This is a genomic window from Streptomyces sp. NPDC050388, assembly GCF_040655635.1.
Taxonomy (GTDB): Bacteria; Actinomycetota; Actinomycetes; order Streptomycetales; family Streptomycetaceae; genus Streptomyces.
The window spans coordinates 1-12,566 of sequence record NZ_JBFAKH010000082.1; the positions used below are offsets into that span (position 1 = coordinate 1).

The 12,566-nt window shown below is 68.0% G+C and carries 14 protein-coding genes and 2 pseudogenes; 11 read left to right on the forward strand and 5 right to left on the reverse strand.

Translation table 11 applies throughout. From position 1 onward, the window contains the following. The first annotated feature begins 145 nt into the window (after nucleotides 1–145). Both AB0I73_RS32755 and AB0I73_RS32760 read left to right on the forward strand, forming a co-directional pair. Entirely contained in the window at nucleotides 146–535 is a 390-nt protein-coding gene (locus AB0I73_RS32755) for a DUF2267 domain-containing protein (protein ID WP_363043524.1), read from the forward strand. Nucleotides 536–691: 156 nt separating this feature from the next. After that, nucleotides 692–1,255, forward strand: coding sequence for a DUF5677 domain-containing protein (locus AB0I73_RS32760; RefSeq protein ID WP_363043526.1), 564 nt, complete (start codon nucleotides 692–694; stop codon nucleotides 1,253–1,255). 69 nt (nucleotides 1,256–1,324) lie between these two features. On the opposite strand, the gene AB0I73_RS32765 is transcribed toward AB0I73_RS32760, so the two are convergent. Beyond that, nucleotides 1,325–2,122, reverse strand: coding sequence for a DUF4145 domain-containing protein (locus AB0I73_RS32765; protein ID WP_363043528.1), 798 nt, complete (start codon nucleotides 2,120–2,122; stop codon nucleotides 1,325–1,327). 183 nt (nucleotides 2,123–2,305) lie between these two features. Between AB0I73_RS32765 and AB0I73_RS32770 the strand changes: the two genes are divergently transcribed. The 3 genes from AB0I73_RS32770 (at nucleotide 2,306) to AB0I73_RS32780 (ending at nucleotide 4,393) form a co-directional block, all read left to right on the forward strand. Beyond that, nucleotides 2,306–2,719 (forward strand): hypothetical protein, encoded by a 414-nt coding sequence (locus AB0I73_RS32770; RefSeq protein ID WP_363043530.1) that lies wholly within the window; start codon nucleotides 2,306–2,308, stop codon nucleotides 2,717–2,719. After that, a complete protein-coding gene (locus AB0I73_RS32775; protein WP_363043532.1) occupies nucleotides 2,716–3,777 on the forward strand; it encodes an IS3 family transposase in 1,062 nt (353 codons plus the stop codon). The genes AB0I73_RS32770 and AB0I73_RS32775 overlap by 4 nt, the downstream gene beginning before the upstream one ends. Nucleotides 3,778–4,159: 382 nt before the next feature. After that, nucleotides 4,160–4,393 (forward strand): hypothetical protein, encoded by a 234-nt coding sequence (locus tag AB0I73_RS32780; protein WP_109382240.1) that lies wholly within the window; start codon nucleotides 4,160–4,162, stop codon nucleotides 4,391–4,393. A gap of 48 nt (nucleotides 4,394–4,441) precedes the next feature. On the opposite strand, the gene AB0I73_RS32785 is transcribed toward AB0I73_RS32780, so the two are convergent. Beyond that, a complete protein-coding gene (locus AB0I73_RS32785; protein WP_363043534.1) occupies nucleotides 4,442–4,840 on the reverse strand; it encodes a hypothetical protein in 399 nt (132 codons plus the stop codon). A 169-nt stretch (nucleotides 4,841–5,009) separates the two neighbouring features. On the opposite strand from AB0I73_RS32785, the gene AB0I73_RS32790 reads away from it, so the two are divergent. The 3 genes and pseudogenes from AB0I73_RS32790 to AB0I73_RS32800 all read left to right on the forward strand — a co-directional run bounded on the left by AB0I73_RS32790 (nucleotide 5,010) and on the right by AB0I73_RS32800 (nucleotide 6,357). Next, nucleotides 5,010–5,231: a helicase associated domain-containing protein gene (locus AB0I73_RS32790; RefSeq protein WP_363043536.1), complete on the forward strand. Its 222-nt coding sequence runs from the start codon at nucleotides 5,010–5,012 to the stop codon at nucleotides 5,229–5,231. A gap of 61 nt (nucleotides 5,232–5,292) precedes the next feature. Further along, nucleotides 5,293–5,516 (forward strand): annotated as a pseudogene (locus tag AB0I73_RS32795) (helicase associated domain-containing protein); the annotation flags it as partial. A gap of 493 nt (nucleotides 5,517–6,009) precedes the next feature. After that, entirely contained in the window at nucleotides 6,010–6,357 is a 348-nt protein-coding gene (locus tag AB0I73_RS32800) for a hypothetical protein (RefSeq protein WP_363043538.1), read from the forward strand. An 822-nt stretch (nucleotides 6,358–7,179) separates the two neighbouring features. Here AB0I73_RS32800 and AB0I73_RS32805 read toward each other — a convergent pair. From AB0I73_RS32805 to AB0I73_RS32815, 3 genes are all read right to left on the reverse strand, one after another. Continuing rightward, nucleotides 7,180–7,386, reverse strand: coding sequence for a cold-shock protein (locus tag AB0I73_RS32805; RefSeq protein ID WP_363040490.1), 207 nt, complete (start codon nucleotides 7,384–7,386; stop codon nucleotides 7,180–7,182). Between the two features lie 478 nt (nucleotides 7,387–7,864). Continuing rightward, entirely contained in the window at nucleotides 7,865–8,089 is a 225-nt protein-coding gene (locus AB0I73_RS32810; RefSeq protein ID WP_363043540.1) for a hypothetical protein, read from the reverse strand. A 936-nt stretch (nucleotides 8,090–9,025) separates the two neighbouring features. Further along, nucleotides 9,026–9,421, reverse strand: coding sequence for a hypothetical protein (locus tag AB0I73_RS32815; protein ID WP_363043542.1), 396 nt, complete (start codon nucleotides 9,419–9,421; stop codon nucleotides 9,026–9,028). Between the two features lie 69 nt (nucleotides 9,422–9,490). Here AB0I73_RS32815 and AB0I73_RS32820 point away from each other — a divergent pair, with 69 nt between their 5' ends. The 3 genes and pseudogenes from AB0I73_RS32820 (at nucleotide 9,491) to AB0I73_RS32830 (ending at nucleotide 12,566) form a co-directional block, all read left to right on the forward strand. After that, nucleotides 9,491–9,760 carry a hypothetical protein gene (locus tag AB0I73_RS32820; RefSeq protein ID WP_363043544.1) on the forward strand — a complete coding sequence of 90 codons (270 nt, stop codon included), beginning with the start codon at nucleotides 9,491–9,493 and terminating at the stop codon, nucleotides 9,758–9,760. A gap of 63 nt (nucleotides 9,761–9,823) precedes the next feature. Further along, nucleotides 9,824–11,040 (forward strand): IS3 family transposase gene (locus AB0I73_RS32825; RefSeq protein WP_363043546.1). Its coding sequence is split into 2 segments (ribosomal slippage): nucleotides 9,824–10,076 and nucleotides 10,076–11,040, totalling 1,218 coding nucleotides; the frame shifts between segments, so codons are not numbered across the junction. Nucleotides 11,041–11,141: 101 nt separating this feature from the next. Then, nucleotides 11,142–12,566: pseudogene (locus tag AB0I73_RS32830) on the forward strand (IS30 family transposase).

Genomic DNA, 12,566 nt, shown 5'->3' on the forward strand with positions numbered 1-12,566 from the left:
GTGCAGACAAGGTCACCCGCACTTCGCGCCTCTCTCCTTTCCGCAGAGCCGTCGGCGCGCTGCAGGCAAGGGCCCTCTCCTGGGTACTGGGGCAGGGAAAGCATCAGAAGGTCTGGTGCCGGATGCACGCACGTCGGAGGTGACCATGAGGTACGACGAGTTCCTTGCCCGCGTACGCGAGCGCGGCGAGTACACCGACCAGGACGAAGCCGCCACGATCACCGAAGCCGTCCTGGGCGTGCTGGCACAGCGGATCAGTCCCGGAGAGGTCGACGACCTGGCCTCGCAGCTGCCCGGTCCGCTCGGCCAGATGCTGGCCGACACCAAGCAGCAGCCCGAAAGGTTCGGGATTGAGGAGTTCTACCGTCGGGTCGCGGAACGTATCGGGGCCCGGCCACGCACCGCCGAATGGGACGCCAGTGCAGTGCTGACCGCCGTGGCGGACACCGTCAGCGGCGGCGAGCTGAACCAGATCATCAGCCAGCTCCCCTCCGGCTACGCCCTCTTGTTCGGCAAGCCCGACCTCGCCGGCTGAGAACGCCGCCTTTCAAGGAGGGCCTGGCCCAGCAGCCGGGCCCTCCAAACGGCTGTGACCTTGGCGGCCCTGGCGAGGCGGGCCACGCAGAGACCCGGCGGCTGTGAAAGACGCGTGCAATGCGGGTTGAGTTTTGATGTCTGAGGTTCCCCCGAGATGCGGAATCTGCTGGGACATTCCTACGCGATGAACTGGCTGGCCGACAGTGGCGAGCCGGCCGTCGTGGCGCTCACCGATTACTGGAACGAGCACCGTCGGAAGCTCGCCCAGAACGTGAACGAGACCTGGAATCTTCCGGAGCTGGCTCCCGCGCCTGCAGAGGACCCGGTCGTGTTCGCCAACCCTGAGAGCGAGCAGATCCACAGGCGGCTGGTCGGCGAGCTCAAGAACTTCGACACCATGGTCAAGGCGTACGGCACTGCCGACGTCTATCCGGTCTACCGGCACCAGTCGGCCTACTCGCACACCACGGGCGCGACTGCCGACGCCTTCCTGATCATGGACAACGGCAAGTTGAAGTTCACCGCGGAGCCCAAGGGCGGTGAGGCCGATATCACCGCCGAGCGGCTGTGGATTCCCGTGGCCTTGCTTCAGGCGGCAGCAGCCATCAGCCCGCTGCTGGTGGGCAACCCCATGAAGCCGACCATTGAGAAGGCGATGAGTGACCTTGGCCTGCCGCCCACGTTGCTGAACCTTCAGCGCACCCGGCCGCTCATCTGACGTCTGTTCGCGGAGTCGCCGCGGTGGCCGCATGGGCACAGCAGCCGGGACCGTGGTGCCCGTGCCGCTTCATGCTCCAGTGCGCGCCCGATCGCGACGTTGCTGGCGTGCTGCACGGAGGGCGGCGCGCTGTTCGGGCTGGACGTAGACGATGAATACGGCTTCTTGGATCAGCGAAGCCACATCGTCTACCTCTTCGTAGGAGAAGGCCAGCCCGTCGTGAAGGCTCCAGTTGCCCAGTGTCCGGGCCTCGTCGAGGTCGCGGACGACGTCGGCTGGTACGCCCTTGTTGGTCAGGTCTGCGATCTTTTCTTTGAGGTTCCGTCCGGTGGTCCCGCGGTCTTTGCAGAGCTCTTCGACGGCCGCTCGGTACATCGCTGCTGCTGCCCGGAGCGCGCCGGCCTCCTGGCATCTGGTGCCTTCGCTGAAGAGGTCGCGGACTTCCTGCGGGGCGGTTGGATCAAGGGTCTGGGCCGACCGTCGAGGATGCACCAGGAGCAGGAGCCGAGGCTTGGACGCCCTCTGTTTGATGGCTGTGGCGATGGCGTCGTGATCGTCACCCGTGGGTAGGTCCGGCCCCCAGTGCTGGTGCACTACGGCAGTCTTCTTACAGCTCTGGCAGGCCAGGATGTGCTCGACAACGCGGAAGACGTCGTCCTTGGGTCGCGTGTCCGGGCTGGCGCTGGGGCTTGTGCCGTTGAAATCTGCACTTGAGCGGGCAGCACCGAAGGGCCTGTCCTTCAAGGCCGGCCAGACATCGCGTCGGCTGACGTGATCAAACGCAACGTTCAGCTTGCAGTTCGGGCACTCGCCGGTCGGCGTGCGGGTGTCAATGTTTTCGATCGTGACACGGCTGCGCTCTCTCATGGGCCAAGCGTTTCATCTGACTGAGTTGTCACGCTCGTGATTTGCGTGGTCAGCCTCCCGGCGCTTCCCGGTGTCTCGGCTTACACAGCCAGGCACTGTAAGCGCCTCTCTCTGTCAAAGTAGGTTGAGTCAGGCATACTGGACGATTCATTGAGTCGGGGGCGGAGAAGGAGTAGTGCCCGGGTGGCCAGCACGAACGACCACGGGACCCCTGATCCGCAGGTGGAAGCCCGATCGACCGGCCCGCGCCGGTACACCGCGCAGTACAAGGCGAGGATTCTCGCCGAGTACGAGACGCTCGACAAGAAGGGCAAGGGTGCTCTGCTGCGCAGGGAGGGCCTGTACTCGTCGTTGATCACGACGTGGCGGCAGCAGCGGGACAAGGGCGCCCAGGCGGCGCTCGCCGCGCCGGCCGGACGGCCGAAGACGGACCCGCGGGACCGGGAGATCGCGAAGCTGAAGGCGGAGAAGGCCCGCCTTCAGGCCGACCTCACCAAGGCCCGCACTGTGATCGAGGTGCAGGGAAAACTCTCCGCGCTGCTCGACCAGTTCGCCACGGACAGCGCCCCGAACCAGAACGGCGAAAAGAACCAGTGACCGAAGCCCGGTCCGCGGCCGTGGCGTTCGACGCCGCCCGCGACCAAGCCCTCGAAGAGCTCACCGGGCTGGTCGGACGCGTCCAGGCGTGCACCGCGCTCGGGGTGAGCCGGGCCACCTACTACCGCCACCACCGCCGCAGCCCGGCTCCGGCCAGGCCACGGCGGGAACGACGCCGGCACCCCCACGCTCTCGCGCCCGAAGAGGAAATCCGGGTCCTCGACGTGCTCCACTCCCCGGAGTTCGCCGACATGGCGCCCGCCGAGATCTACGCGATCCTCCTGGACCAGGGCGTCTACCTGTGCTCGGAGTCGACGATGTACCGGCTCCTGCGACGCCGTGGCGAGGTCCGTGAACACCTCCGCCAGGCCGCCCACCCGCCCCGGACCGTTCCCGAGCTGGTCGCCGAGGGCCCGAACCGGGTCTGGAGCTGGGACATCACGAAGTTGAAGGGGCCGGCCACGGGCGCCTACTACTGCCTCTACACGATCATCGACATCTTCAGCCGCTACACGATCGGCTGGATGATCGCCGACCGGGAGAACAAGGACCTCGCCGGACGGTTCCTGTCCGAAACGATCGCCAAGTACGGCATCGAGCCAGGCCGGTTGACGATCCACTCGGACCGCGGGTCCCCGATGGTCGCGCAGAACGTCGCCCGGATGATGGCCGCTCTCGGCGTCACCAAGTCGCATTCACGGCCGAAGACATCGAACGACAACCCGTACAGCGAGAGCCAGTACAAGACCCTGAAATACCGGCACGACTTCCCCGAGCGTTTCGGCTCCCTCGAGGACGCCCGGGCGTGGTGCACCCGCTTCTTCGCCTGGTACAACGAGGAACACCGGCACTCCGGGATCGGCCTGCACACCCCCTGCGACGTGCACTTCGGCCTCGCCGGGCAGCTCCGCGAGATGCGCACCGACGTCCTCCAGGCGGTCTACGCGAAGCACCCCGAGCGCTTCGTTCGCAAACCGCCCGAGCCGCCGAAACTCCCCGCAGCGGCCTGGATCAACCAGTCGGCACCGAAGGGCCCACTGATCTCGGCACAACGTTAGAACGATCTACCTGCCTTGATCGCTTTGACAGGTTCCGCAGGGCCGGCACCCGGCCCCACCACACCTCGACACACCGTCAGACACCCGCACACCCAACAACGTGACAGCGCCGCCCCGCGATGTCGGCGCCACAGCGCCGGCCGGCGCATTGCTGTGGTCAGCAGATACGCCGCGTCATGGATGGACGACGGGCTGCCAGGCCGAGGCGGAGCGGCCGCCACACCTATAGCGTCTTCCCGCGCCCAGCAGAGTGATTTCGGGTATGCCGGTCGGGCGCGGGCCGACGTGCCGCCCGAAGCGCTGTGCGCCTTGTCGCTACCTTCCAGTGACGCCGAGGCAGGCACTCCGGCTTGTCCATGCAACAACGAGGAGTTGACCATTCATGGCCGTGTGCGAGGTTTGCCAAAACGACTACGAGAGCTCGTTCGAAGTGCACGCCGCAGGAGCAGTCCACACCTTCGACAGCATCGAGTGCGCCGCCCAGAAGATGGCACCGGTCTGCGACAACTGCCAGTGCCGCATCCTCGGCCACGGCCTGCAAGCGGACGGGCAGTACTTCTGCTGTGCGCACTGCGCCCGCCAGAAGGGCTTCGCGCAACTCGTGGATCACGCCTGACGAACGACGGATCCCGCGGTGGCCGTCGACAGGGAGGCGTTGGTGACCTCACTCATCACCCGTAGGGTCAGCCCGCCGTCCGCCGCACCCGCACCGGTAAGGGCGACGCCACGAACACTTGCTGGTGCGCGAGCAGCCGGGTGAGATGCGGTGCGCTGTGTCCGGCTCGGCGAGGCACTGCGGCAGGCACACCGCGACCTGGGCGACTGCCGGCGGCTGCTGGGCCATGCCCTTCAGCTTGCCGCCAGGGTGCAGCACGCGCATCCTGGCCTTGTGACGCGGTCTCACGGCACGCTGGCGCACCGGCTCATCGTCGATCATCTCGTCGACGGGCGGATGGAACCAGGACACGAGATCGGGCTGCGGATCGACCAGACCCTCACTCAGGACGCCACCGGCACCCTGGTGATGCAGGAACTGGAGTGCGAATCTGCGCCAGAAGGACACGCCGCGACCTGTAGCAACCTCACGAGCCGTCACCGCAAAAACCGCACCCCGAGGTCACCGCCACCCCACACCGCACGGCGAACCCCCAGCTCACCGCCCTGACACCAGCGCTGGAGGACACTGGTGTCACCTCTGCAGAAACCGGTGACATGGAGATGCGGATTCGCACGTGGCCTTCCAGCGCGGTGTGGAGGCCCTCGCCCGGTACATCGCTCGGGAGGGCAGGGTCGTCGTGGGTAGGGCGCATGTTGAAGAGCTGCCGGATGGCACGATGATCAAGCTGGGTGTGTTTCTCAGCAATCAGAAGGCCAGGGGTGACCGGCTGGATGCGCAGCAACGGGCGGTCCTCGCCGAGCTGGGCTACGCCTGGGCTGCAGAGGCGAAGGCATAGATGTCGGCTCGTCGGCAGGCGGAGGGGCCCCATACCGACGGCACCGGGGGCGGGCCGGCAGAGCTACGAGGCCGCGCGGCAGTTCTACGGGCGCGAGGGGCGCCTCGGGTACTGAGGAAGCGCGTCGAGCGAATCATCGGCGGCGGCGACAGGGGCGGCGGGAACGGTCAAGACCAGGAGGTCCGAGAGCTGAAGCTGGGGGCATGGATCGGTAACCAGCGCTCGCGGGCCGCCACGCTGCCGCCGGAGCGGATGGAGCAGCTCTTTGCCATCGGCATGCGCTGGGCGTGGAGCCGGGGCATGTCAGCGACGCCGATGCACCCACAACCACACACCAGCCACTACCGCCAGACCCACAAGGAAGCTCCAGAGCGTCACCGCCCGGTGGGGACCAGCCGTCAAAGCCAATGAGGTCATGAACACCCTCTGCCCCGACGAACTCTTGCCATTCGACGATGGCCAGGGCGCCGGCGCACCCCGCCCCGAACCGGCCACGGAGGCCGTCGTCCCGGGGCGTCCGTCACCACGGGGAGGGCCGGGTCGTGCCGTCGGGATTCCGTCCGTCTCCCAGACGGGCGGCCGCTCCACAACTCGCCAGTCCCAGAGGTTCGTTGACAGGGGGCGTCGCCGGGCGTTGACTGGCGGGACGGTGTAGGCCGACCAGGCGGGCCATGAGCGTCAAGGGCTTTCGTTCGGCTCAGGCCCCGCGAGCCCGGCTTGATCCAGACGAGGTCCGGGTGGCACTCGGCCGGCGCGACGCACAGGGAAGTGGTACACGATGATGTACGACCAAGCACGCGCCCAGCAGCCTCCGGACAAGGGTGTCAAAGCCGCCGCACGCCGGGTTCCGGGGCCTGAGCCTCTGCTGGGCGCCGAGGAGCGGGACCGGGTCTCCCAGCGCCTGCGGCAGGCCCTCCTCGACTTCGCCGACACCCCGCGTGAGGCGCTGGAAGCGGCCGAGAGCGCCTTCGACGAGGTCACCGCAGGGCTCGCGAGCGCCCTTGCGGAACGGCGACGCGTCCTGCGTGCGGGCTGGCAGGACCAGGACGCCCAGGCGCAGGCGGAGGAGTTCCGGCACGCGCTGCGGCAGTACCGGGAGATCACGGAGCGACTTCTGCGCCTGTAGACAGGCCCGACCCAGCGGCAGGCCACCGCTGCCCCGGGCCGGGGGGCGCCGGTCGCAGTACGGCTGATGCGGGTGGGTGCACGCTCACATGCCACCTCCCGGAAGGGCGACTCCGGCGTGTTTTGCCGAAGTCGTTGTCCTGGCCGTTGGCGCGACAGCTCAGGTGACGCCACCTCCAGCACTCGCTCGCGGACCGGGCCGGTGCCCCGCTCAGGAAGGGGGCATGACCCAAGCAGCCGACATCCGCGAGTGGCTCGATTACGTCGTCGTCATGCGCCCCCACTGGCGGTACGGCAGCATCGATGTCCGACTGGAACGACACCGACGCCCAGCTCTACACCCACACCCATACGCACCGTCGCCTCCTCGGTGGGAATGCCCCCAATGGCGAGCAGATCGTGCGCGGCCGCCGTCTTCTGATCTTGATGCTGCACCATGCCCTCCGCGGCCGGCGGGGCAAAAGCCGGCCCGCCTTGCTTCCCCCACGACCAGGGGCGGTCCTCTCAGGAGACCGTGTGGGGTTCGAATAATCTTCGCCGCTGGTCAAGTGGCGTATCGGTACTCGCTGATCACACCGCTGAGGACGCGGGTGCGGAGGACTCTGCGGGTGGCCGACGCTGGGACCGGAGGCGGTTGTTCCTGGGCTTCGGGCGGTAGTTGGTTTCGGCTGCGGTGGGGGCGGTGCGCGTTGTAGTGCTTCTGGTATTCGGCCGGGACCGGTCGGCAACGCATCGCCTTCCACGAGCAGTGCGCTCCGGCAAAGCCAGGCCGGTCAGAACGGGATCGTCGTGGGCCCGCCCGGTTGCGGAGGGCGTCAGTCGGCTACGGCTCGACGACGACGTTCTCCGCCTGAGGGCCCTTCGGCCCCTGGGTGACGTCGTAGGAGACGCGGTCGTCTTCGTGCAGTTCCTTGAATCCGGTGGCCTGGATGGCGGAGAAGTGGACGAACACGTCCGGACCGCCGCCGTCCTGCTGGATGAAGCCGAAGCCCTTGTCCGGGTTGAACCACTTCACCTTGCCAGTCGCCATGCCGCTCTCCTCCAATGGGTCCCGGGCGCGTGGGAGCACTTTCGGTAGCGCCCTGAACAGTACTCGCAACGCATGGTATGCGTTCGACTGCGCTGCGCTACGTCAAGGCCAAGTCGCCATTGCCCACAGGTCGCCTTCGGGCAGGGTTCTGCGCCGTGACGATCACGCAGCGGGCGGCGCCCGGAAGGCGCAGAAGGTGCCGCAGCCGGCAACGACTCCCCGAGGCCGCCGCCGGGTGGCGCGCTTCGAGCCCTCGCGGACCACGGCCCGCCCGCACCCACCAGCGCCTCCCCTCCTGTGCGGACACGGCGGCCAGACGACGAGAGACGAGATGCCGACGGTCCCGAATTACGGGACCGTCGACACGAGAACGTGGCCGGAGGAGAAGCCCGCCGGCGCGTTCTCCTCCGGCCGTACGGAAGGGGCATCATCCGTCGATGTCCGTAATGGTTATCGCCGTGCAAGGGTGGGGCCGCCCTTACGCGCCCTCGGACGACTCCTCGCGCTCGACCGCCGGTGCCTCTGCCTCCTTCGTCTCCGATTCGGCCGCCGGCTCCTCGCCTTCGGACGGGGCCGCTTCGGCTTCCGCGGTCTCGCCGGCCGCAGGGGCTTCCGCCTCCTTCGTCTCCGATTCGGCCGCCGGCTCCTCGCCTTCGGACGGGGTCACCGCGGGTTCCTGGGGCGCCTGTTCGGTGTCGTTCATGTGTTCACCTCCTTCCTGCGGTGCGCAGTGAGGGAGTGCTGGCGTCGGTTGCCTGGAGTCACCGAGATCAGGCAACATGCATTTTTGCGCTTTACAGCTTTTGTCCTATTCCTCGAGAATGTGGATGTCAACGGGCCCCGGGGTGAAAGGTCCGGGCTCGAACACGAGGCGATGGCGGCGTACCGCGTGGCTCCCTGTTGGCGTCGGTTGAACTCGGCCGTCGTCGAGACCCCTTGGCTGGTGGGAACAGGTCGGCGCAGTGGGATCTTGCGCAATGTCGGGGCTCGCTGAATTCCGCACATGCCGGCACCACGGTGTGGGCGTTCGTCCGCCGCCCTGTCGGCGGCCGTGGCAAGCGGCTCTGATCCACTTCTTGTGGCCCCGCACGGGGAATCTCGCTTGCCCCCACGTGGAGCTGGCCAGAGGCCGGTGTCTTGCCCTGCGGTGCGCAGGGTCGGCGATGTCGATGTCGTGGGTGGTGCGGTAGTCCAGGGCGCGCAGCAGGTCGCTGACGCGGCCGCCGGGGTGGAAGCTTGCAGGCGTGCAGTTCGGCCTCCGGGGCGGCGCCGACGATGCCGGCGCCCCAGGTGCCGTGGCCGGTGGTGTCGGCGTTCCAGGTGCGGTCGGAGCCGGTGGTGAAGTCGTATCCGGCGCTGACGGCGGACTTGAGGTCCGGGCAGCTGCTGAACGCCCTGACAGACGTGGAGAACACCGCGCGACTGGGGGCCCGCCCTGGAAGCGTTCGGCCAGGCCGTCAACGCGGTCACCGCGCCGCGGCTGTCCTGGTGGGCGCGTCGGCGTGCTGTCCAGGCGGGGTGACTGCCGATCCAGGCTGCCGATGTGCTGACGGTGCGGGCCCGCGTGTCGGCGTACGGAGTCTGATGTCGTGGTCCGTACGGACTGATATGGGTGCAGATCCAATCGGGGTGTTGTCGATCAAGCTGCGAGGTTGGGCCCGTCGCGGTAACGGGCTTGGTGGTTGCGGGTGAACTCCTGCTCTTCGTGCCAGGCCCAGTAGGCGTCGAAGTCGCCGTTGCTGCGCCGGGCGCGGAGTTTGAGGACGGCCTCGGCTCCGGACAGGCCCCAGCGGGCTCCGGTGATGTCCAGGAGGTCCTTGACCAGGTGGCGGCAGGCACCCTCGATGACGCCGGTGGCGACGGGCCAGCCGCGGTCCAGGGCGAGGTCGTAGCGCAGGTGGTCGGCCTTGTTGCGCAGGTAGGCGACGGCGTCGTCGACGCCCTTGCGGCGGTTCTCGGGCAACCGGGCCGCGCGAGCGGCGGCTTGGAGGGCGTCGGCGCCGACCAGGGGGTGCGGGCGTGGGCTGCGACCCATGCCTCGGCGGCCGGGTCGCCGGAGGCGTGCAGGCACCAGGCCGCGTCCCAGAGGTATTCGAGGACGTGGATGAGGTCGATGACGATGTGCACCGTCACGCCGCGCCGGGTGGCTTCGGCGGTGACGAGGTCGAGTTGGTGGCGGGCGCTGTCGACGAGCACGACCCAGGGACGGCGGTGGGCGGGGTCGCGCTGCTCGGCCTGGTCGAAGGCGGCGACCACGACCTGGGCGGCGGTGTGGTGGAGCGAGCCGGTCAGCCACGTCGACCGGGCCTTCGACCCGGGGCGGCGCTCCGCCGTCAAGATGGTGTCGCCGGTTTCGGGGTCGGTGATGATGTGAGGCTGATCCCTTGGAGTGGACACCCTGACAATGGATCTTGATGGTCCAGGGAGGGATGTCCAGGTGGGACGCCAGTCTCCGTACCCGGAGGAGTTCCGGAGGGACGCCGTCGCGCTGTATCGCGCGGGCGGCGGCAAGCGCACGTACGCGGCCGTGGCCGCCGAGCTCGGGATCACCGGGGAGGCACTGCGCACATGGGTCCGCAAGGACGCCGGGGGCAACGTGTCGGCCGTCCGGGGCGGGAGCGACCCGGAGAGTCAGGCCGATGAGCTGGCCCGGCTGCGGGCGGAGAACGCCAGGCTGCTGAAGGCCGAGAAGGAGTGGCAGTTGGAGCGCGAGATCCTGCGCCGGGCGGCCGCCTATTTCGCCAGGGAGGTGAAGTGAAGACCCGCCGCTGGGACTTCATCTCCGACCACCGCGCCGACTTCGGCGTCAAGCGGCTGTGCCGGGTCCTGGGGGTCTCCCGCTCCGGCTACTACCGGCACCAGGCCACCGAAGAGGACCGCGTCGAACGCCAGGCCCGCGAGGTGGCTGCAGTCGCCGAGATCCGTGCTATTCATGCCGAGCACCGGGGTGCTTACGGCGCCCCGCGCGTCCACGCCGAGCTGAAGGCGCAGGGACGGAAGATCAACCGCAAACGTGTGACACGGCTGATGCGCATCCACCACATCATCGGGCGCCACCTGCGCCGTACCAGGCGAACGACGATCACGGACAAGACGGCCCCGCCGGCCCCGGACCTGATGATGCGCGACTTCACCGCCGACACGCTGAACACGAAGTGGTGCGGTGACATCACCTACATACCTGTCGGTTCGACGTGGCTGTATCTGGCCACGGTGATCGACATCTGCTCGCGCCGAGTCGTGGGCTGGTCGATCGCCGACCACATGCGTGCGTCCCTGGTTACCGACGCCATCGAGATGGCCGTGGCCGCCCGCGGCGGCCAGGTGGACGGCGTCGTCTTCCACACGGACAGGGGCGCCCAATACGTGAGCCGGACCTTCGCCGATGTCTGTCGGCGGCACGGCATCCGCCGCAGCATGGGACGCGTCGGGTCCAGCTATGACAATGCCCTCGCCGAGTCGTTCTTCCAGGGCCTCAAGCGGGAGCTGCTGCACGGACGGCACTGGACGTCGAAGGCGCAGGCTCGCCTGGAACTGTTTCGCTGGATGTCGTACTACAACCGACGCCGTAGGCACTCCGCACTCGGCTACCTCACACCGGTCGAGTTCGAACAACGCCTGATCGCATCACGTAATCTGTCACTCGCCGCATGAAACCCGGTGTCCGCTCCCGGGGATCAACCTCACTGGGCGGATTCAACCGGTCGTCGCAACACCTCGATGGTGGAGGTGTGATGGGCAGGCCGGCAGGGTGGATGAAGAAGCTGACGGGCAGGTCTCCGATGAAGTCACCGGGGGCGCCGTCGTTGCGGCGTGAGATCGAGCGCGAGTTCTGGCGTGAGATCGAGCGCGAGTTCTGGCGTGAGATCGAGCGCGAGTTCTGGCGTGAGATCGCCAAGGGGCTCCTCAGCGAGGAGGCCGCGGCTGCGGTCGGCGTGTCCTCGGCGGCCGGCACCCGGTGGTTCCGGCAGCGTGGGGGCATGCCATCGGTCAATCTTGACCCGCTTGCGGGCCGGTATCTGTCGTTCCATGAACGTGAAGAGATAGCCCTTCTCAGGGCGCAAGGAGCCGGCGTCCGTGAGATCGGGCGACGGCTGGGCCGTGCTCCTTCGACGATCTCCCGTGAGCTTCGCCGCAACGCGGCGACCCGCGGGGGCAAGCTCGACTACCGTGCCTCGGTCGCGCAGTGGAAAGCGGACCTGCTGGCGCTGCGCCCGAAGGAGGCAAAGCTCGTCGCGCATCAGCGGCTGCGCGAGTACGTGCAGGAACGGCTGTCGGGATAGGTCCGCCGCCCGGACGGGACCCTGGTGCAGGGCCCCGAGACGGGGCGGTGGAAGGGCCGCAACAAGCCGCACCGTCAGGACCGCAAGTGGATGTTGGCCTGGAGCCCGGAGCAGATCTCTCGCCGGCTGAAGGTCGATTTCCCCGAGGATGAATCGATGCGGATCTCGCACGAAGCGATCTACCAGGCCCTCTACGTCGAGAGCCGCGGCGCTCTCAAGCGCGAGCTGGTCGCCTGTCTGCGCACCGGCCGGGCACTGCGTGTTCCCCGCGCCCGCACCCGGCGCAAAGCCTGGGCTCACGTCACGCCCGAGGTGATGATCAGCGAGCGTCCGGCCGAGGCCGAAAACCGCGCCGTCCCCGGGCACTGGGAGGGAGACTTGATCATCGGGCTGCACCGGTCGGCGATCGGCACGCTGGTCGAGCGGACCACCCGGTTCACCATGCTGGTCCACCTGCCCCGCGAGGAGGGATACGGAACGCTCCCGCGGACGAAGAATGGGCCCGCCCTCGCCGGCTATGGCGCACTATCGATGAACAAGGCGCTCACGCCGGTGATCACGGCGCTTCCCGAACAGCTCCGCCGGTCGCTGACCTGGGACCGTGGCAAGGAACTCTCCCAGCACGCACAGTTCAGGCTCGAAACCGGAGTCGCGGTCTACTTCGCTGACCCGCACAGCCCCTGGCAGCGCGGGACGAACGAGAACACGAACGGGCTTCTCCGCCAGTACTTTCCCAAGGGCACCGACCTGTCCAGGTGGTCGCCCGACGAACTCCAGGCCGTGGCTCACGCCCTCAACAGCCGGCCCCGCAAGACACTCGGGTGGAAGACCCCGGCCGAGGCACTCAACGAACACCTACACTCGCCCCAGGAAACCGGTGTTGCGACGACCGGTTGA